Annotated in this window: 17 protein-coding genes; 2 read left to right on the top strand and 15 right to left on the bottom strand. The window is 69.1% G+C overall.

Going from position 1 to position 19,854, the window contains the following annotated elements; all coding sequences use genetic code 11:
- Positions 1–104: 104 nt before the first annotated feature.
- Together ettA and FSZ13_RS16465 are read left to right on the top strand one after the other, a co-directional pair.
- Complete coding sequence (gene ettA / locus FSZ13_RS16470) at positions 105–1,769, top strand: energy-dependent translational throttle protein EttA (protein WP_145481505.1); 1,665 nt, start codon at positions 105–107, stop codon at positions 1,767–1,769.
- A 546-nt stretch (positions 1,770–2,315) separates the two neighbouring features.
- The gene (locus FSZ13_RS16465; protein WP_145481504.1) at positions 2,316–3,632 is read left to right on the top strand and encodes an NCS2 family permease; all 1,317 of its coding nucleotides are present in this window, start codon (positions 2,316–2,318) and stop codon (positions 3,630–3,632) included.
- 216 nt (positions 3,633–3,848) lie between these two features.
- Here the strand turns inward: FSZ13_RS16465 and pncB are convergent, their stop codons facing one another.
- The 15 genes from pncB to FSZ13_RS16390 all read right to left on the bottom strand — a co-directional run bounded on the left by pncB (position 3,849) and on the right by FSZ13_RS16390 (position 19,731).
- Positions 3,849–5,024 (bottom strand): nicotinate phosphoribosyltransferase, encoded by a 1,176-nt coding sequence (gene pncB, locus FSZ13_RS16460; RefSeq protein WP_145481503.1) that lies wholly within the window; start codon positions 5,022–5,024, stop codon positions 3,849–3,851.
- A gap of 205 nt (positions 5,025–5,229) precedes the next feature.
- A complete protein-coding gene (locus FSZ13_RS16455; protein ID WP_145481502.1) occupies positions 5,230–6,066 on the bottom strand; it encodes a glycosyltransferase family 2 protein in 837 nt (278 codons plus the stop codon).
- Positions 6,063–6,920 carry a glycosyltransferase family 2 protein gene (locus tag FSZ13_RS16450; RefSeq protein WP_145481501.1) on the bottom strand — a complete coding sequence of 286 codons (858 nt, stop codon included), beginning with the start codon at positions 6,918–6,920 and terminating at the stop codon, positions 6,063–6,065. The genes FSZ13_RS16455 and FSZ13_RS16450 overlap by 4 nt, the downstream gene beginning before the upstream one ends.
- Before the next feature lie 75 nt (positions 6,921–6,995).
- Positions 6,996–9,194 (bottom strand): type II secretion system secretin GspD, encoded by a 2,199-nt coding sequence (gene gspD, locus FSZ13_RS16445; RefSeq protein WP_145481500.1) that lies wholly within the window; start codon positions 9,192–9,194, stop codon positions 6,996–6,998.
- Positions 9,195–9,203: 9 nt separating this feature from the next.
- Positions 9,204–10,016 (bottom strand): general secretion pathway protein GspN, encoded by an 813-nt coding sequence (locus tag FSZ13_RS16440; protein ID WP_145481499.1) that lies wholly within the window; start codon positions 10,014–10,016, stop codon positions 9,204–9,206.
- Positions 10,006–10,746: a type II secretion system protein GspM gene (gene gspM, locus FSZ13_RS16435; protein WP_145481498.1), complete on the bottom strand. Its 741-nt coding sequence runs from the start codon at positions 10,744–10,746 to the stop codon at positions 10,006–10,008. Before gspM ends, FSZ13_RS16440 begins: the two co-directional genes overlap by 11 nt.
- Positions 10,721–11,893 (bottom strand): PilN domain-containing protein, encoded by a 1,173-nt coding sequence (locus FSZ13_RS16430; RefSeq protein ID WP_145481497.1) that lies wholly within the window; start codon positions 11,891–11,893, stop codon positions 10,721–10,723. The genes gspM and FSZ13_RS16430 overlap by 26 nt, the downstream gene beginning before the upstream one ends.
- Positions 11,890–12,765, bottom strand: a complete 876-nt coding sequence (locus FSZ13_RS16425) for a general secretion pathway protein GspK (RefSeq protein ID WP_145481496.1) — start codon at positions 12,763–12,765, stop codon at positions 11,890–11,892. The genes FSZ13_RS16430 and FSZ13_RS16425 overlap by 4 nt, the downstream gene beginning before the upstream one ends.
- A complete protein-coding gene (locus tag FSZ13_RS16420) occupies positions 12,762–13,394 on the bottom strand; it encodes a type II secretion system protein J (RefSeq protein ID WP_429000020.1) in 633 nt (210 codons plus the stop codon). The genes FSZ13_RS16425 and FSZ13_RS16420 overlap by 4 nt, the downstream gene beginning before the upstream one ends.
- Complete coding sequence (gene xpsI / locus FSZ13_RS16415) at positions 13,391–13,813, bottom strand: type II secretion system protein XpsI (protein WP_145481494.1); 423 nt, start codon at positions 13,811–13,813, stop codon at positions 13,391–13,393. The genes FSZ13_RS16420 and xpsI overlap by 4 nt, the downstream gene beginning before the upstream one ends.
- Positions 13,810–14,319 carry a type II secretion system protein XpsH gene (gene xpsH, locus FSZ13_RS16410; protein ID WP_429000019.1) on the bottom strand — a complete coding sequence of 170 codons (510 nt, stop codon included), beginning with the start codon at positions 14,317–14,319 and terminating at the stop codon, positions 13,810–13,812. Before xpsH ends, xpsI begins: the two co-directional genes overlap by 4 nt.
- A 6-nt stretch (positions 14,320–14,325) precedes the next feature.
- Positions 14,326–14,760: a type II secretion system major pseudopilin GspG gene (gene gspG, locus FSZ13_RS16405; RefSeq protein ID WP_186308970.1), complete on the bottom strand. Its 435-nt coding sequence runs from the start codon at positions 14,758–14,760 to the stop codon at positions 14,326–14,328.
- Positions 14,761–14,803: 43 nt separating this feature from the next.
- A complete protein-coding gene (gene xpsF / locus FSZ13_RS16400) occupies positions 14,804–16,024 on the bottom strand; it encodes a type II secretion system protein XpsF (RefSeq protein WP_145481493.1) in 1,221 nt (406 codons plus the stop codon).
- A gap of 2 nt (positions 16,025–16,026) precedes the next feature.
- Positions 16,027–17,760, bottom strand: a complete 1,734-nt coding sequence (gene gspE / locus FSZ13_RS16395) for a type II secretion system ATPase GspE (RefSeq protein ID WP_145481492.1) — start codon at positions 17,758–17,760, stop codon at positions 16,027–16,029.
- Positions 17,761–17,877: 117 nt separating this feature from the next.
- Positions 17,878–19,731: a S8 family peptidase gene (locus FSZ13_RS16390; protein WP_145481491.1), complete on the bottom strand. Its 1,854-nt coding sequence runs from the start codon at positions 19,729–19,731 to the stop codon at positions 17,878–17,880.
- Positions 19,732–19,854: the final 123 nt, after the last annotated feature.

The following is a 19,854-nucleotide window of genomic DNA, read 5'->3' as shown; positions in this document are numbered from 1 at the left end:
GAGGGGCGGGTGGCAGCGCTTCCGGCTATAATCGAGGTCATCCTTTTTCCCATCTGTTCCTGTTCCTGCCGGAACGGGCGCAGGGTTGCGCCTTCGGAGAGCTCATGTCCTCGCAATACATCTACACCATGAACCGCGTCAGCAAGGTGGTCCCGCCCAAGCGGCAGATCATCAAGGACATCTCGCTGTCGTTCTTCCCGGGTGCCAAGATCGGCCTGCTGGGCCTGAACGGCGCCGGCAAGTCGACGGTGCTGAAGATCATGGCCGGCGTGGATACCGACTTCGAGGGCGAAGCCCGCCCGCAGCCCGGGATCAAGGTCGGCTACCTGGCCCAGGAACCGGAGCTGGACCCGACCAAGACCGTCCGCGAAGCGGTCGAGGAAGGCGTGGGCGAAGTGCTGCAGGCGCAGGCCGCGCTGGACGCGGTGTACCTGGCCTATGCCGAGGAAGGCGCCGATTTCGACAAGCTGGCCAAGGAACAGGAACGCCTGGAGGCGATCCTCGCCGCAGGCGATGCGCACACCCTGGAAAACCAGCTGGACGTGGCCGCCGATGCGCTGCGCCTGCCGCCGTGGGACGCCGTCGTAGGCAAGCTGTCCGGCGGTGAAAAGCGCCGCGTGGCGCTGTGCCGCCTGCTGCTGCAGAAGCCGGACATGCTGCTGCTCGACGAACCGACCAACCACCTCGACGCCGAGTCGGTGGAATGGCTGGAACAGTTCCTGGCGCGCTACACCGGCACCGTGGTGGCGGTCACCCATGACCGCTACTTCCTGGACAACGCCGCCGAGTGGATCCTGGAACTGGACCGCGGCCGCGGCATTCCGTGGAAGGGCAACTACACCGACTGGCTGATGCAGAAGGACGAGCGCCTGAAGCAGGAAGACAACCAGGAGAAGTCGCGCCAGAAGGCGATCCAGAAGGAACTGGAGTGGTCGCGCCAGAACGCCAAGGGCGGCCGTACCAAGGGCAAGGCGCGTCTGGCCCGCCTGGAAGAGCTGCAGTCGGTGGATTACCAGAAGCGCAACGAGACCAATGAAATCTTCATCCCGCCGGGCGAGCGCCTGGGCAATTCGGTGATGGAATTCAAGAACGTGTCGAAGAAGTTCGGCGACCGCCTGCTGTTCGACGAGCTGAGCTTCCTGGTGCCGGCCGGCGCGATCGTGGGCATCATCGGCCCCAACGGTGCGGGTAAGTCGACCCTGTTCAAGATGATCACCGGCCAGGAAAAGCCGGATTCGGGCGAGATCGTGGTCGGTCCGACGGTGAAGCTGTCGTACGTGGACCAGAGCCGCGATGCGCTGGAAGGCAACCACAACGTGTTCCAGGAAATCGCGGGTGGCCTGGACATCCTCAACATCAACGGCATCGAGATCCAGTCGCGCGCTTACATCGGCCGCTTCAACTTCAAGGGCCAGGACCAGCAGAAGCTGGTCGGTTCGCTGTCCGGTGGTGAGCGCGGCCGCCTGCACATGGCCAAGACCCTGCTGCAGGGTGGCAACGTGCTGCTGCTCGACGAACCGTCGAACGACCTGGACATCGAAACCCTGCGTGCGCTGGAAGATGCGCTGCTGGAGTTCCCGGGCAACACGTTCGTGATTTCGCATGACCGCTGGTTCCTGGATCGCATCGCGACCCACATCCTGGCGTTCGAAGGCGATTCGCACGTGGAGTTCTTCCAGGGCAACTACCGCGAGTACGAAGAAGACAAGCGCCGCCGCATGGGCGACGACGCCGCCCCGAAGCGCCTGCGCTTCAAGGCGCTGAAGTAACAGCACGAAAAAACGGCCGCGCTCTGCGCGGCCGTTTTGCTTTTGTGGGTTGTCATGCTGTGACAAAAGCAGAAGCAGGAGCGCGGCGTCTCTGTTGTCTGCTAGGTGGGGCGGCCGGCGGGTAGCCCCCTCCGGGACACGCCGTGAACCCATCCATGGGGGCTTGTCAAAAACATCCATGTTTTTGACAGTCCCTGCGGGGGCTACCCGCCGGCCGCCCCCACACAGGGTCGTGGGCGGTTGGGTAGAGCAGACACGCATGGCGTGTCCCTACGCGGGCAGATGGTTCGGGTTGTTTTGCTGTTGCCGTTGCCGCTGATTTTTTCCCTGGCCACCGATGCGGTATCGGAGGGACGGCGGGTGCGGGGGTACGGGACCGTAGAAAACATGGATGTTTTCTACGAGCCCCCATGGATGGGTTCACGGCGTGTCCCGTACCCCCGTACCCGTCGGCCCTCAGCTCGCAATGCCGCAGGCGAAGGCCGTTGCCGTTGCCGTTGCCGTTGCCGTTGCTCCAAAGAACACATTTCCAGATGGACCCCAACCATGAAAATGTTTGAACGCCTGTTTCAGCTCCAGCACCACGGCACGACCGTGCGCACCGAACTGCTGGCCGGGCTGACCACGTTCCTGACGATGTCGTACATCGTCTTCGTCAATCCCGACATCCTCGCCACCACCGGAATGGACCCCGGCGCCGTGTTCGTCGCCACCTGCCTGGCCGCCGCCATCGGCTCGATGGTGATGGCCTTTGCCGCCAACTTCCCGGTCGGCATGGCGCCTGGCATGGGCTTGAATGCCTTCTTCGCCTTTACCGTGGTCGGCGCCGCCGGCCTGCCGTGGCAGCAGGCGCTCGCCGCGGTCTTCATCTCCGGCCTGGTGTTCCTCGCACTGTCCCTCACCGGCGTGCGTGCCTGGCTCGTCGCCGGCATCCCCGCCTCCCTGCGCGCCTCCATCGTCGCCGGCATCGGCCTGTTCCTCGCCATCATCGCCCTGCAGAAGTCCGGCGTCATCGTCGCCAACAGCGACACCCTCGTCGCACTGGGCCCGCTCAACACCGCCCCGCCCCTGCTCGCCCTCGCCGGCTTCCTGCTGATCGCCATCCTCGAAGCACGTCGCGTGCGCGGCGCCATCCTGATCGGCATCCTCGCCGTCACCGCCGCCGCCTGGGCCCTCGGCGACGTCCAGTACCACGGCGTCGTCTCCCTGCCGCCCAGCCTTGCCCCCACCTTCCTGCAGCTCGACCTGCCCGGCCTGCTGCACCACGACGGTGGCGCCCCCATCGCCGTCCTGCTCCAGGTCGTGCTCGTGTTCGTCCTCGTCGAAGTGTTCGACGCCACCGGCACCCTGTACGGCGTCGTCGGGCGTGCCGGCCTGCTCAAACTGCCCGGCGCCCAAAAGCGCTTCGGCCGTGCCCTGCTCGCCGACAGCACCGCCATCGTCGCCGGCTCCCTGCTCGGCACCAGCAGCACCACCGCCTTTGCCGAAAGCGCCTCCGGCGTGCAGGCCGGCGGACGCACCGGACTGACCGCACTGGTCGTCGCCGCCCTGTTCCTCGCCGCCCTGCTGTTCTCGCCGCTGGCCGGTATGGTGCCCGGGTATGCCACCGCACCGGCGCTGCTGTTCGTGGCCGGGCTTATGCTGCGCGAACTGGTGGACGTGGACTGGGGCGACCTTACCGAATCGGTGCCCGCCGCCTTGTGTGCGCTGGCCATGCCGTTCACCTATTCCATCGCCAACGGGTTGGCGTTCGGCTTCATTGCCTATGCGGTGTTGAAGGCGGGTACCGGGCGCTGGCGGGATGTGCATCCGGCCGTATGGCTGGTGGCCGGCTTGTTCGTGCTGCGCTACGCGCTGGAATGATCCAGAGCGTCACGACCAACGGTCGTGACCTACCGGCGTTTGATCCGACGGGGCGTCACGACCAATGGTCGTGACCTACCGGCGTTTGATCCGACGGGGCGTCACGACCAACGGTCGTGACCTACCGGCGTTTGGACGGGCGGCGTCACGGTTTGGACGGGGGGCGTCACGGCCGGTGTTTGATCGGTAGGTCACGACCGTCGGTCGTGACCCGCCTCACGCCGGCGGCAACTCGAATACCTGGCGCAGGTAGGCAAGGTAGCCCGGGTCGTCGCACATGCTCTTGCCCGGCGAATCGCTCAGCTTCGCCACCGGCTGCCCATTGCAGCGGACCATCTTGATCACGATGTTCAGCGGCGTCGGCCCCAGGTCGTTGGTAAGGTGCGTGCCGACCCCGAACGCCACCTGGCAGCGGCCACGGAAATAGTCGAACAGCCTCATCACCTTCTCGATGTTCAACCCGTCGCTGAACACCAGCACCTTGCTGCGCGGATCCACCCGCCGCTCCTTGAAGTGCGCCAGCATGCGGTCGCCCCAGGTGAACGGGTCGCCCGAATCGTGGCGCACGCCATCGAACAGCTTGCAGAAATACATGTCGAAATCGCGCAGGAACGCCTCCAGCCCGACCACGTCCGACAGCGCAATGCCCAGGTCGCCGCGGTACTCGCGTGCCCACGACTCCAGTGCCGCCACCTGCGAATCGCGCAGCCGCGGGCCCAGCGCCTGGAACGCCTGCAGGTACTCGTGGGCCATGGTCCCGTGCGGCGTCATCCCGTACAGCCGCGCGAAGTGCACGTTGCTGGTGCCCACGAACTGGTCGCCCAGCGCCTCGCGCATCATCGGCAGCATGCGCGCATGCCAGTCGCGCGAATAGCGGCGGCGGCTGCCGTAATCGGCGATGCGGCACAACTCGAAGCCGGGCGTATCGCGCAGCAGCGCGGTCTTGGCCTGCAGCCTGCGCTCGCCCTCGGCGTAGTCCGGCTCGCTCGTGTTGCGGAACCAGACCTCGTTGATGATCGCCAGCAGCGGCACCTCGAACAGGATCGTGTGCAGCCACGGCCCGGTGATGTCCAACTCGATTTCGCCTGGGGTGGTCTGCGACGGCCGCAGGTCGATGTACTTGCGGTCCAGGTGGAACAGGCCGAGGAAGTCGGCGAAATCCGGCTTCACGAAGCGCAGCCCGCGCATGTAGTCCAGCTCTTCCGGCGTGAAGCGCAGGCTGCAGAGATGGTCGATCTCGGCGTTGATCTGGTCCATGTAGCTGGCCAGGTCGATGCCGGGCGTGCGGCACTTGAACCGGTACTGCACCTGCGCCCCGGGGTGCTGGTGCAGCACCGCCTGCATCATGGTGAATTTGTACAGGTCGGTGTCGAGCAGCGATTGGATGATCATGCCCGGATTATGCGCCTGCGAGCGTGTACCGACCAACGGTCGGTACCTACCGGGCAATGCCGTCCGCCGGTGGCGGGGACCAATGCACCGCCCCATCCGGGACCTGCCACCATGGGTGGGCACCATCGCACCGCCCCACCGGGACGTGCCCACCGTTGGTGGGTATCAACACCAGGTAGGTGCCCACCGTTGGTGGGTACGCTTTTCAGCGCCGACGCAGCAACCGTGGCACCTGCGCCGCCGCGTGGGCCCAGATCGCGCCCCAGACCGCCGCCTGCACCAGCAGGTTGCGCCGGGGTGCCTCGAACCGGCGGAAATAGCGCCACAGCCCGCGATGCTTGTGCCATTCCACGAAGAACGGCCGCGAGCGGCTCGATACGCCGCGCACATGCACCACCTGCAGGTCATTGGCGATCGCCACCACGGCCCCGGCCTCACGCGCGCGCCGGCACAGGTCCAGGTCCTCGGCGTGCAGCCGGTAACCAGCATCCCAGCCGCCAATGCGCTCGAACAGCGTACGCGGCATCAGCAGCAGCGCACCGGACAGCGCCGGCACCCGCTGCAGCGGCTGCGAAGGGTCGGCCGGGATCGCCAGCCGCGCGCCCTGCCCCGGGTGGCGCAGCATGGCGCCGAAGTCCGGATCGCGCCGGCGTACCGCCGCATCGGGCTGGCCCTGCTCGTCCACCTGCTCCACGCCCAGCACGCAGTCGCCCAGCGCCACCCCGCGCGCGCGCAGCAGCGACAGCGTGTCAGTCGCCACCAGCAGGTCCGGATTGATGAACGCCAGCCACGGCGCCTGGCTGTCGGCCACGCCCTGGTTGTTGGCCGCCGCGAAGCCCGGATTGTCCGGGTTGGCGATGAAGCGCAGGCGCGGGTCGGCGCTGGCATGGCGCTGCACGATCTCCAGGGTGCCGTCGTCGGAGCCGTTGTCCACCACCCGGATTTCGGCGACGTCTTCGGCGGCACGCAACCGCACCAGGCAGGCGTCCAGGGTACTGGCGCTCTGGTAGCTGACGATCACCACGGCAATGCTGGGATTCAAACGGACGACTCCGGCGGCGGGGCGGGCGAACCGAACAGATCGCCCTGGGACCGCGGCATTATCGCCTGCTGGTGCAGTCGCTGCAGGTCCTGGCGCAGCTGCAGCAGCGGATCGCCCATCAGGAAGGCGGCCAGTCGCGGCTGCCAGGCCGGCCAGCGCGTCCCCAGCGCTTCCATTTCACCGTCCTGCGCCTGCGCTTCGCCCTCGCGCGCGACGAAGGCGTTTTCGCACAGGGCATTGCGCCAGCCGAGGCCTGCCATGCGCAGGCTCAGGTCGACCAGCGCCGCGTTCCAGGATGCGTAGCTGTGCATGTCCAGGCCGCCGGCCTTGCGCCGCGCATTAGCCCGCAGCAGCACCGCATGGGTCACCGCCGACGGCAGTTCCGGGTGCAGGCTGGGCAGTGCCGCGCAGGCCTGGGCCACTGCGTCGAGGTCGTCGGGCACCGGGTTGATCTCGCCCAGGCGCGGCCAGGCCACGGTTTCACCGGCGTTGCACCACGGCGTGGCCGAACCGATCGAGGCATCGCGGGCGAAACAGGCATCGAGCTGCTGCAGCCAACCCGGCGCCGGTACCGCGTCCGGCGCCAGCACCACCACGTCGCTGCCGTCGCAGGCGCGCAGCATTTCATCCAGGTGCGCCACCTCCCCGATCGCCCGCGCCCGGCGGGTGTACTCGGCACGCAGCGGGGTGTGCGCCAGCCAATGTTCGATCACCGCCTGCGCGCGCGGCCCGGCCTGGCCGTCGTCGGCCAACCACACCGGGGTGGCGGCCGGACTGCCGGCATCCAGCGCGGCCAGGCAGCGGTCCAGGGCACTGTCATCGACCCCGATCGGCAGCAACACGATCGTCCCCATCCAACCCCCTGCATGCGGCGTCCTCCCCGCAGCGTAGCAGGCGCGGCCGCCAACGTGGCAGCCGCCCCCGCCGGCTCAGCGCTTCGGACGGGCCGGGAACGGCTCCATCGCGCGGAAGCGGTTGCTGTATTCGTCGGTCAGGTTCCGCGACTCCTGCGCGTTGCGCACGATGGTCGGGGTCAGCAGCACGATCACTTCGGAGCGGTCGGTGTTCTGGGTCTTCCTGCCGAACAGCGCGCCGAGCACCGGGATCCGGCTCAGGCCCGGCACGCCGTTGGCGCCGTTCTCATCCGAATTGGTGATCAGCCCCGCCAGCATGATGGTGTCGCCGCTCTGCACCGCCGCTTCGGTGGAGATCTTGCGCGTGTTGATCGGCGGGTTGCAGGTGGTGCGGGTCGGGTCGCAGCCGGACGGGATCGCGCCGGCCGAACTGACTTCCTGCACGATGTCCAGGAACACCACGCCGTCGCGGGTGATGCGCGGGCGCACCTTCAGGATCACGCCGGTGTCCAGGTACTGCACCTGGCTGTAGGTGTTGTCGCCGCCGACCCCAGTGTTGACCGAGACCGAATTGATCGGAATCTGCGTGCCCACGTTGAGCGTGGCTTCGGCGTTGTTGCGCACGAAGATCGACGGGGTCTGCAGCAGGCGCAGGTTGCTGACCTTGTCCAGCGCGGTGACCACCGCCGCCGCGTTCTTGCCCAGGAAGGTCCAGCCCAGCCCGCCGTCGCCGACCCGACCGGAGATGCTGCCCCAGATCGAACGCCCCAGTGCGCTGGGCAGGTCGATGCCGCTCTCGGTCTTGCCGGTTGCCACGGCCTGCTCGAAGAACCAGTTCACACCGTAGGCAAGATCGCCGGTGAGCGACACTTCGGCCACCTGCGCCTCGATATGCACCTGCATCGGCATCACGTCGAGCTTCTCGATGACCTCGCGGATCGAACGCCAAGCCTGCGGCGTGGAGCGCACCAGCAGCGTATTGGTTTCCTCCACCGCCGACACGCCGACCGAATCGCCCTGCACCTCCAGGTTGAAACTGGCATTGCCGGGCTGGCGCTGCGGCAGGTTCATGGTGCCCTCGCCCATGCCGCCGGTGCGGTTGGTGCCGCCCGTGCTGCCGTTGCTGTTGAAGCTGTTGCTGCCGGTGCCGTCGCGGCTGCCCAGCTCCTGCACGTTCGCACCCGGTGCGAGCGAGCCGCCGCTGCGCCCGCTGCGGCTGTTTTCGCTGGCGAAGGCTTCGGCCAGGCGCTCGGCCAGGTCCTTGGCCTTGATGTAGCGCAGTTCATAGGAGAACAGCCGGGCGCTGCCGCCGGCGGTGTCGATGCGCTCCAGCCACTGCTGGATCTGGTCCAGGTAGCGTGCCTGCGGGGTGATCACCAGCACCGCGTTGGCGTTTTCCAGCGGCAGGAACCGGAACATGCCGGCGCTCGGGGTTTTGCTCTCTTCGCCGAACACCTTCTCCAGGTCGGCGGCGACCTGCTCGGCCTTGCCGGTCTGGATCGGGAACACGCCCACCGACATGCCCGACAGCCAGTCCACGTCGAAGATCTCGATCGTGCGCAGATAGTTTTCCAGCTCCGAGCGGGTGCCACCCAGGGTGATCACGTTGCGCCCGCCGTCGACGTTCACGATCGCGTTCGGGCGCGCGTACGGTTCCAGCACCTTCTTCATTTCAGTGGCGGAGATGTACTGCAGCGGCACCACCCGCACTTCGAATCCGCGTGCGTTGGCGGCCGGCGCGGTGCTCGGCGCCACGGTGCCGGCAAGCGCCTGGTCGGCGGCCACGATGTTGTAGCGGCCACCGCTGTAGACCATGCGCGCGTTGTTCCAGCCCAGCACCATTTCCAGCAGGTTCAGCGCCTGCGCCGAGGACACCGGCTTGGGCGTGGCCAAGGTCACCGTGCCCTGCACGCCGGGGGCGATCACATAGTTCTGGCCGAGCATGTCGCCGAGGATCGCCTTGACCACCGCATGCACCGATTCGCCTTCGAAGTTGAAGGTGGCGGTCCCACTGCTGGCCTGCGACAGCGCGGGCGACGGCGCCGCCGCCGCGCTGCGGTTGATCATGGTGCCGCTGCCCCGGCGGATCACCGGCTGCGGCGCACCGTCGGCGCCCAGCGGCTGCGCGTCCACGCCGTCATGCGAGCCGTCGCCGGCGACCACCTGGTGGCGACCGTCGAGTACCGCGTCGCGGCGCACCTCGGGCCCGGGCACGGAAGCGCAGCCTGCAAGCAGGGCCACGGCGAACGACAGGGAGAAAAGGCGCAATGTCATGCTTTCACTCTATTTGGTTTGGCCGGAGCCGCCCGCGGGCGGCTGCTGCGACTGTTGCTGCAATTGCTGGCGGCGCGCCTGGATGCGGGCGCGGATGGCTTGCATCTGTTGTTCGCTGGGTCCCTGCGCGCCGGGCGGCTGCGCTGCTGCAGCAGCGGCGGCGTTGGCTGCCGAATTGGCGGCAGCGGCGGCGGCCGCTTCGGCAGCGGCCTGCGCAGCGGCCGGCGGCACGCGGGCGGCGGGGTTGCCCGGGGGCGGTGGCGGGATTGGCGGGCGGGCGCCATTGGCCTGCGTGCTCCCCGCGCTGCTGGCCAGCACGGTCGGCGGTTCGCCGCCCTGGCCGTTGAAGGTCACCAGCTCCAGGGTCTGGGTACCCGACGGGCCGCTCACGGTCGCGCTGCGCGGTTCCAGCGCCAGCAGCTGCCAGCCGTTCACCGCCTCGCCGTTCAGACGCAGGCGCAGCGACTGCTTCTGGTCGGTGGTGAGGATGGCCATGCCGAATTCGGAGGTGAGCAGCACCCCGGTCAAGGTCACCGCGCTGCTGGCACTGCCGGCCTCGCTGCCACCGAGCAGGTACGGCCGCGGTTTGCGGTCTTCGGCGAACAGCGGGCGGGCGCCGATCGCGGCGTAGGCGTCGGCCGAGGCCAGGCGCTCGGGCGCGGCCGGGGCCAGCACGGGCAGCGGCGGCGGCGTGCGCTCGCCAGCGTCCAGCGGCGCTATGCGCCCGCCCACGCCGAACAGGGTGGCGATCCAGATCGCGGCCGCCCAGGCGACCACGCCGGCCAGCCACCAGCTGCGCAGGGGAGCGAGTTCAATCTTCAATGGCAGGACCCTCCTCGACCGGCTCGGCGCTGCCGGGGTCGGTCGGTACCGCCATCGCCGCACCGGCCGGTTGCAGGCCCGACGGGGCCGGCTCGGGCGCGGACGCGGGTGCCGGCATCGACACGGCCGTGGCGTCGCCGCCCGCGCCGGGCTTGAGATAGCCGACCAGCTCGAACGACACGTCCAGCCCGGTACCGCTTTCATTCGGCGACGCCTGGAAGCGCTGCGCGAGCAGGTTGAGGTTGCCGACGAACAGGCGCGGGCTGCCGGTTTCCAGCGTATGCAGCACCGCAGCCATTTCCGGCACCCCGCAGCGCAGCCGCACCTGCAGCGCCACGCGTGGGAACTGGGCATCGCGCGCGGTGTCGGTCAACGGCGAGCGGTTGCTGATGGTGCAGCTGCGGTTGCCGGGGCTGGCCGAGGCGACCGCGTCCTGCAGCCGGCTGGACAACGCGGCCGCCGCCGATTCGGCGGTGGGTTCGCGCAGGAAACCCGGGCGACCCTGCAGCGCGGCCTCCACCTCCTGCAGCCGCTGCTGGACCTGACCACGTTGCTGCAGCTGTGCCTGCACGCGCTGGTCGCGTTCCTGCAGCTCGGCGATCCCCTGGTTGATATCCAGCAGCGGCCGGGTGAACCACGGGTGCACCAGCAGCAGGTAGGCCAGCGCCAGCGCCGCCAGCAGCAGCCCCAGCGCCAGCCAGCGGTCACGGCGTGTTGGCGGCATTGCCATCGGCAACCTCCGTGGCGGGCGTGGCAGCAGCCGGGGTGGTGGGCGCCGGCGCGCCGGGCAGTGGCTGCAGCTCGGCAGTGAGGGTGAAGCGGTCGCGGCCGCCGGCACCGCCGTCGGCCTGCAGCACGCCGGTCAGGTTGACCTTGCGCCACAGCGGCGAATCCTGCAGCAGCGGCACCAGCTGCGAGGCTTCGCGGCTGAGCCCGATCAGCTGCAGGGTGTTGCCTTCGATCGACAGTTTTTCCAGGTAGGTGCCATCGGGCAGCAACCGGGTCAGTTCATTCCACAGCTCTACGCTGCTGGCGTGTTCGCTGCGCTTGCCTTCCAGGAACGCGGCGCCGTCGACCAGCTCCTGCAGCTGCTGGCGCTGCGCGGCCACGCGGCGTGCATCGCGCGCGGCCGCATCGACCTGCTCGCGCAGGCGGTCGGCGGCGGCCTGGCGGTTGTCCAGCAGCTGGGTGCCCGCAAGTGCCAGCAGCACCACGGCGGTGCAGCCCAGCAGCAGGTTCCAGCGCCGCATCGGATCGCGGGTGACGCGGCGCTGCGTGGGCGGCAGCAGGTTCACGCCCAGCGGCTGGCCACTGCCGTCGTCGGCATCCACGCCGGCCAGCTGCCCGGCCCAGCCACCGGCCTGCTGCGACCACTGCTCCAGCGCCAGGCGCGGAATGACCACCAGTTCCACCTGCAGCTGGCCGTCGGCCAGGGTGCCCAGCTCGCGGACGTCGTAATGCACCTGGCTGGGCTCGAACGGGGTCTGCCGGTCGATCTCGAAGCCGACCACGTCGCGCAGGCGGGGCGCCGCCGCCGCCGGCAGGCGCAGCGGTCGGCGCAGCACCGCCGACGCCGGCAACACCCAGTGCCGCGGCAGCGCGCGCAGGCGCGCCTCCAGCACCCGTTCCAGGTCGGCTGGCGTGGTCGGCCATGGCAGCTCGGCCACGGCCTGGACCTGCGCGGCGGTGTCGCGGCGCAGCACCAGCTGCTCGGCGTGGCGCGACAGCAGCAGCCGCGACTGCGACCAGCCCATCGCCCATTGCCAGCGCAGCGGCAACCAGGCCAGCAGGGAACGCCGCCACCAGCGCAGGCCGTTGCCCACGCCGGGCGCGAGTCGACCCCGTGCCTGTACCAGACTGTCCCGCCAAACCGTCATCGAGCTGCCATTCCCTGTTCCCAGCGAAGTACCGTGTAAGTCGTTCCCGGCGTGCCCGCCGCACCCATGCGGATCACCGCATGCAGCACCGACACCCTGCCACGCGCATCCATTGCGCGGCTCTCGATACTATAGGTGCCGCTGCCACTGGCAAGCGCGCCGGTCACGTTTTCATCGCCGGCCGCCGCGCTGCGTTCGCGCTCGGCCAGCAGCGCTTCGGCGTCCAGCCCGAGCGCGGCCAGCACCGGCCCGGCCGCGAACCGCGGGTCCGGCCGCGACTGCCGACTGTACAGGGTCAGCATCGGCTGCATCCGTTCATACAGCGCCGCGTCCATGCCCAGCACCCGCTGCAGCTCGCCCAGTGTCTCGAAGCGCCCGTTGCGCGCGCCATACGGCAGGCCGGCGGCCTGGTAATCGGCGCTTTCGGCACCGCCACCGGGTTGCTTCAGGCTGTCGGGATCGCGCCAGTCGGCAATGGCCCCGGCCAGCTGCCGGGCGCGCACGGGGTCCACCTCCAGCGCCTGCAGGAATCCGGTGAGCAGGGTGGTGTCGGCAAGGTTGAGGTTGATCTTGCCGTTCTCGTCGACCACCCGCAGGTCGATGCGACGCTCGTCGAAGGTCCAGCGGTAACGGCGGCCATCGGCCTGCCACGGCGGTTGCAGGGCCGACGGCCGCAACCGGAACAGGGCGTATTCCAGCCCGGCCCGGGCATGCTCCTGGCCGATCGCATCGTCGCCGATCACGCGCTGCTGCAGGTGCTCGATTCGGGCGCTGAGCGCGAACGCACCGACCACCGCGGTGAGCAGCGCGATCAACCACAGCACCAGCACCAGCGCTGCACCGCGCGCGCGCCGGAGGCGTGGAGCGCTCATTGGCGCGCTCCACGTGCCTGCGACAACGCCGCCACCATCGGCGGCCACGCCGGCCCCTGCAGCGGCACGATGCGGATCTCGACCAGCAGCGGCAGGCGCCGGGTGTCGTCCCACTGCGTCTGCCACTCGCCCAGCTGGCCGCTGCGCGGGTCGATGCCGCGATAGCGGAAGGCCACCTCGCGCAGGTCGTCGGCCAGCATTTCCGGCGGGCGCGGCGGGGTTTCCGGAATGCGTTCGCCGTTCTGCACCAGGGTCAGGGCGATGTCGAGGCGCAGCGTGCTGCCGCTGCGGTTGACCTGCAGTTCGTGCACGTAGGACCCGCCGCGACCGAGGTAGCCCGGCAGCTCGGACACGAACAGCATGTGCTGCGGTTCGCCGAGGAAGTACAGCGGTTCGCGGGTCGGGTCGGGCGGCTCTGCGGCCATGGGCAGCGCCATGCCCAGGCGCCGGCGCAGGAAGCCTTCGACCGCGCGCATGCGCTCGTTCTGCGCGGCCACGCGTTCGCCGCGCTGGGCGATGTTCATCGCCGAACGCACCGTGGCGAAGGCCAGCGCCAGCCCACCCACCAGCAGCACCGTGGCCAGCAGCACTTCGATCAGGGTGAAGCCGCGCGCGGCGCGCGCGCTCACCGGCTCGCCTCCGGCGTAGTGGGTAGCAGCCGCAGCGACCGCCATTGCAGGCGCTCGCCCTCGCCTTCGCCCCAGCGCACCTGCAGGGTCAGCTGGGCCAGGGTCGGACCGCTGGCGGGAGCGGCGGCGGCCGGTTGCAGCGCGGTGGTGCGCGCGTCGACATACGGTTCGACCTGCAGGTCCCAGCGGAAGCGCCCGTCGTCCCAGTCGCCCTGGGTTCGCCCGAGCTGCAGGGGGGATTCGATGCCGGTGGCGGCCAGCAACGACTGCGCATGCAGGGTGGCGCGGCTGCGCAGGTCGGCACCGTGCACCTGCTTCGCCGCCCCCGACAGGCTGCCCAGCAGCAGGGTCAATGCCAGCGCCAGCAGGGCAAAGGCGACGATCACTTCCAGCAGCGAATAGCCGCGCTGGCGCTTCATGGTGCGCCCCGCACCGGACCCGAGCGCACTTCGCCGGTGATCCACGCCACGTCGATGCGCCACAACGCGTCGCGCACGCCCAGCTCGATGCTGCCGCCACTGGAGCCGCCATCGGGATGGAAGGCGATGCCGCCCTTGCCGCTGGCCACCCCGGCGACCTGGCCGGCGCCGCGGAAATGCACCTCGATCGCCGCCGGCAGGCTGCCGTGGCGCCCGTTGGCCGCTTCCCAGGTGCGCGCCTGCGGATCGATCAGGAAACGCTGGCGTTCGCCGGTGGCAATTGCCTGGGTGCGCGTATAACGCAGCTGGCTGGCGATTTCCTTGCCCGCGTTGCGCAGCCGCATGCCGTCGATGCCGCCGTTCATCGCCGTGGCGGTGATCGCGCCGATGATCGCGATCAGCGCCACCACCAGCAGCATTTCCAGCAGCGAAACGCCGGCCACGCGTCGCCGTCGCGCTGCAGCGTGGCGCGGCCGGATGCGGCGCGGCGTTGCGGACGGTGCCACGCGCGCTTACTCGTACTTGATGTCCGCATCGTAGCTGCTGCCGCCGACCTTGCCGTCCTTGCCCAGGCTGATCAGGTCGAACGGCTGGCCTTCGCCGGGCGCGCGGTATTCCAGCGCATTGCCCCACGGGTCGTTGAGCTCGGCCGGCTTGGCATACGGGCCCAGCCAACCGCTGCTGCCGCCGGGCTGGGTCACCAGGTCGTCGAGCTTGGCCGGCAGCCTGCCGGTGTCGAGCTGGTAGTTTTCGATCTTGCCGGCCATGGTCTGCACCTGCGACTTGGCGATGTTGGCCTTGCCGCGATCGGCGCCGCCGAGCACGCGACTGCCGACCAGGGTGAGTACCGCGCCGATCAGTACGATGACGATGATGATTTCCAGCAGGCTCATGCCCGCCTGGAGGCGGGGCGAAGACGGACGGACCAGGGTGCGACGGTGGATCATGGAAGCTCCTTGCAGCAGGTCGGAACGAAGTGCGCCACGGCGGTCAGCCGATGGCATTGGTCAGGTCGTACAGCGGTACCAGCACGGCCACGATGACCAGGCCGACCACCGAGGCCAGTACCAGGGTGATCACCGGGACCAGCGCCGACAGCAGGCGGTCGATGGCACGCGCGGTTTCCTGTTCGAACGTGTCGGCGGTCTTGAGCAGCATGACATCCAGCGCGCCGGATTCCTCGCCGACCTGGATCATCTGCATGGCCAGCCGTGGGAAGCGCTTGCCGCGGGCCAGCGCGACGGAGAGGCCGTTGCCGTTCTTGACCTCGTCGCTGGCGGCGTCGACGTCGGCGGCCAGCGCGCGGTTGCCCAGCACGTTGCGGGCGATGCCCAGCCCGGCCAGCAGCGGGACGCCATTGCGCAGCAGCGTGCCCAGGGTGCGCGCCAGGCGTGCGGTTTCCAGCTTGGCCAGCAGCCCGCCGATGCCCCGGCGCTGCAGCAGCCAGCCGTCCAGCGCCAGCCGCGCGGCCGGTTGCCGTAGTTTCCGCTCGACCACCAGCAGCAGCAGCGCCGGCACCACGATCATCGCCAGCCAGCCGTCGCGTACCACGAGGCCGGCGTTGAGCACCCATTGGGTGAACCACGGCAGCGCGACGTCCAGGCTTTCGTACATCAGTGCGAACTGCGGCACTACGTAGCCGAGCAGGAACAGCAGCGCCCCGCCCACCACCGCCAGCAGGATCGCCGGGTAGATCAGCGCGTTGATCACCCTGCCCTTCAGTTCCTGGCTGCGTTCCAGGTAATCGGAGAGGCGCTGCAGGGTGTCGTGCAGGCTGCCACCGGCTTCGCCGGCGCGCACCATGTTGATGTACAGCCGCGAGAACAGCCCATGCTGGCGTTCCAGCGCGGTGGACAGCGCCGCGCCACCACGCACCACGTCGCGGATGTCGGCGATCACCCGCCGGCTGCGTTCGTCTTCCGGCAGCTCCAGCAGGATGCCCAGCGCGCGGTCCAGCGGCTGACCGGCGCCGAGCAGGGTGGCCAGCTGCTGGGTGAACTGGACCAGCGCGGCGCCGTCGAACGGCTTGCGCCGCACCAGCGCGGCCCACGAAAAACCGCCCGCGCCACCCTCGCCGGCCAGGCGCGCTTCCATTGGAAGGTGGCCCTGGTCCTGCAGCTTCGCGGCGACATCGGCTTCGCTGGCGGCATCCATCTGGCCGTCGAACAGCTCACCGTGCGCGTTGAGGGCTTTGTAGCGGTACTGCGGCATGCTCAGCTTTCCTCCGTCACGCGCAGCACTTCCTCGATCGTGGTGTAGCCCTGCAGCGCCTTGGACAGGCCGTCTTCGTACATGGTGCGCATGCCGGCGGCACGCGCGATCTGCTCCACTTCGCCCATGCCGGCGCGGCGCATCACCGCGCGCCGCAGCTCGTCGTTCATCACCAGGAATTCCATGATGGTGGTGCGGCCGAGGTAACCGGTGGGCGCCAACGCCGAGGGCTGCGCGCGGTACAGGTAAATCTCGCCTTCCGGCTGCAGGCGGCGCAGGTCGAAGCGTTCGATTTCCTCCGGCGAGGCCGGGTAGCGCAGCGCATGCTGCGGCTCCAGCCGGCGCACCAGGCGCTGGGCCAGGATGCCGTTGATGGTGGAGGTGAGCAGGTAGTCTTCCACGCCCATGTCGAGCAGGCGGGTGATGCCACCGGCGGCGTTGTTGGTGTGCAGGGTGGACAGCACCAGGTGGCCGGTCAGCGCCGACTGGATCGCGATGCGCGCGGTTTCCAGGTCGCGCATTTCGCCGATCATGATGATGTCGGGGTCCTGGCGCACGATGCTGCGCAGCGCGCTGGCGAAATCCAGGCCGATCTGCGGCTTGGCCTGGATCTGGTTGATGCCTTCGATCTGGTACTCGACCGGGTCTTCGACGGTGATGATCTTGACGTCGGCGGTATTGAGCTGGCTGAGCGCGGTGTACAGCGTGGTGGTCTTGCCCGAACCGGTGGGGCCGGTGACCAGCAGGATCCCATGCGGCTGGTCGAGCACCTTCCGGAACTGCGGCAGGAACGCGTCGGTAAACCCGAGCCGATGGAAATCGAACACCACGGTGTCGCGGTCGAGCAGGCGCATCACCACACTTTCCCCGTGCGCGGTGGGCACGGTGCTGACGCGCAGGTCCAGTTCCTTGCCCTGCACGCGCAGCATGATGCGGCCGTCCTGGGGCAGCCGGCGCTCGGCGATGTTGAGCCGCGCCATGATCTTGATGCGGCTGATCACCGCCGCGGTGAGGTTGGCCGGCGGACTTTCGCCTTCGATCAGCACGCCGTCGACGCGGTAGCGCACCTTCAGCCGGTTCTCGAACGGTTCGATGTGGATGTCGGACGCCCGCAGTTCCACTGCACGCTGGATCACCAGGTTGACCAGTCGGATCACCGGCGCTTCGGAGGCGAGGTCGCGCAGGTGCTCGATATCGTCGACCGCGCTGCCTTCGCCATCGGCGGTTTCAATGATCGCGCCCATCGCGCTGCGGCCCTGGCCGAACCAGCGTTCGATCAGGTCGTCGATTTCCGAGCGCAGGCCCACGTGCAGGCGTACCGGCACGGCCATGGCCAGCTGCACCGCTTCGGCGGCGTAGGGTTCCTGCGGGTCGCTCAGCCACAGGTCGAGCACGCCATCGTGCAGGCCCAGCGGACAGGCATGGAACTGCTTCAGGAAGCGCAGCGACAGCGGCAGCGCATCGAGCAGGGATTCGGGGGGTGCTTCGGGGACGGCCTTGGCCTCCAGCAGCGGCAGCGCCAGCACCTCGGCACAGGCCTGGGCATGGTCGCGTTCGGACACCAGGCCCAGCCGCACCAGCAGCGGCAGCAGGCTGCCGCCGGATTCGCGCTGCAGCGGACGGGCCCGGGCCAGGTCGGCCTCCTTCAGGCGTCCGTTGCGCAGCAACAGCGCCACGATGCGGGATTCCGCGTCCGTTGACGACTCTTCAGCAAGATCGTGGGTTACCGCATTCACGAAAGCTCTCCTGGCGACCCGCAGACTTTAGCAGTTCGTCGTGGTGCCACATGCGGTAGTGGCCAATGGAAAACGGGAGCCCGTCACATGACGGGCTCCCGTGGGTGCGCTGCTGCGTTACTGGACGGCCTGGATGCTCACCCCGCTGAAGGCCGACTCGCCGACCAGCTTGATGTAGTAGGTGCCGGCCACCGGCGCGGTGAAGCGCACGGTTTCGCTGTTGCCCGGGCGGCTGGACTTGGCGTCGAAGTCTGTCGCGGTCGGCTCCTCGCCGGCGCTGACGTACAGCGACACGTTGCCGCTGCCGCCGTAGGTCAGGATGCTGACCGGCTTGCCGGCCGTGGCTTCGAAGCTGTACAGGGTTCCGCTGCCACCGGCACCGCTCAGCCCGCCCACCGCCACGCGGTTGGTCAGCGGCGTCGCATCCGGCGCGCAGTCGACCGTGCACGGCTCTTCCAGGGCCTCATCCAGTGCCGCCTTGGCATCGACGATGCCGCTGCCGATCGGGGTGGAGGTCGGGATGGTGACCGGGAACGCGCGCGCGCTCTGCTTGAGCAGGGTTTCCAGCTGCGCCGGGGTCAGCGGATCGCGGCCGGCCGAGGCCAGCGCGCCCTGCACCAGCGCGGCCACGGCGGCCACGTGCGGCGAGGCCATCGAGGTGCCGCCCATGCCCATGTAGCTGTAGGCACCGGAGGTCGGCGTGGTCAGGCCGTTGTAGCCGGCCTGCCAGACGTAACCGCCCGGGTTGCCGTCGACGCCACCGCCGCCGCCCGGACCGGACAGGTCCACCGCCGCTCCGAAGTTGGAGTACGACGCAATGCCACCGGTGATGCGGGTGGCGCCCACGGCGATCACGTTGGCGCAGCTGGCCGGACGGTAACCCGACGCATTCGAGGCCTGGTTGCCGGCCGCCACCACCACGGTGGTGCCGCGCGAGACCGCACCATTGATCGCATCCTGGTAAGCCGGATCGCACGCGCCACCGCCGCCCAGGCTCATGTTGATCACTTCGGCCGGGTTCGGATTGGCCGGCACACCGGCAACCGTACCGCCCGAGGCCCAGGTGATCGCATCGGCGATGTCGGACAGGTAGCCGCCGCACTTGCCGAGCACGCGCACCGGCAGCACCTTGGCCTTGTAGGCAAGCCCGGCCATGCCGATGGTGTTGTTGGTCGCTTCGGCGACCGTGCCCGACACGTGGGTGCCGTGCCAGGAGCTGTCTTCGGCCAGCGAACCGGCGTAGCACTCGTTGTCGTTCTCTACCCAATCGCCGTAATCCAGCGCACCCGGCACGCGTTCATCGGTCGGGCGGCGCGAGGTCTCGGCGTCGCTGATGAAGTCGTAGCCTTCCAGCAGCGTGCCGGCGGCAAAGTCCGGGTGCTGCGGCAGGATGCCGGTGTCCAGCACCGCCACCACCACGCCTTCGCCCTGCGCCACGTCCCACGCGGCCGGTGCGTTCACGCCACCGGTGGCGCTGTGCAGGTGCCACTGGTACTGGGCGTAGTACTGGTCGTTCGGCACCAGCTGCGCGGTTTCCTTCGCACGCACGTCGGCGCGCTGCAGCTTCACGTCGGCGGCCGCGTACTGGACCGACGGATCGGCCTGGATTTCCTTCAGCACGGTCTGCAGCTGCGCCTGGCTGAGCTTGCCCTGCAGGCGGATCACATCGGCACCGGTACCGAGCCGGCGCAGCAGCTGCGGGCTGGCCGCGGCGGCGCGCGAAGCGGTACCGCCGAGGCTGGCGCGCGACACCGCCGAGGTCACCGCGGCCAGCTTGGCCGAACGGTCGCTGGCAGCGGCGGTGCCGGTGCGGTACTTGACGATGATGCGTTCGGAGCTCTGCTGCGCGGTACTGGCCTGGCTTGCCGGCTCCTTCACCGGCAAGCCGGCGGCATAGGCGCTGGCGCCCACGGACAGCGACAGCACGGCGGCTGCCAGCACGTTGATGCGAAGGTTCTGCTTCTTGGTCACGTTGAAATCCTCATCAAGGTCATGGATCAAACGACTGTTCAGGCCAACACTCCATGCGGTCACCCCGGCCGGCCCTGGCCAGGGTTCCCGTGACCCGCCCCCTCAGGCCCTGCATTCCATTCC

Source organism: Stenotrophomonas rhizophila (genome assembly GCF_007667275.1).
Lineage (GTDB): Bacteria > Pseudomonadota > Gammaproteobacteria > Xanthomonadales > Xanthomonadaceae > Stenotrophomonas > Stenotrophomonas maltophilia_AE.
Note: the sequence above shows the minus strand (reverse complement) of the source record. Positions and strands in the feature narration are given on the sequence as shown.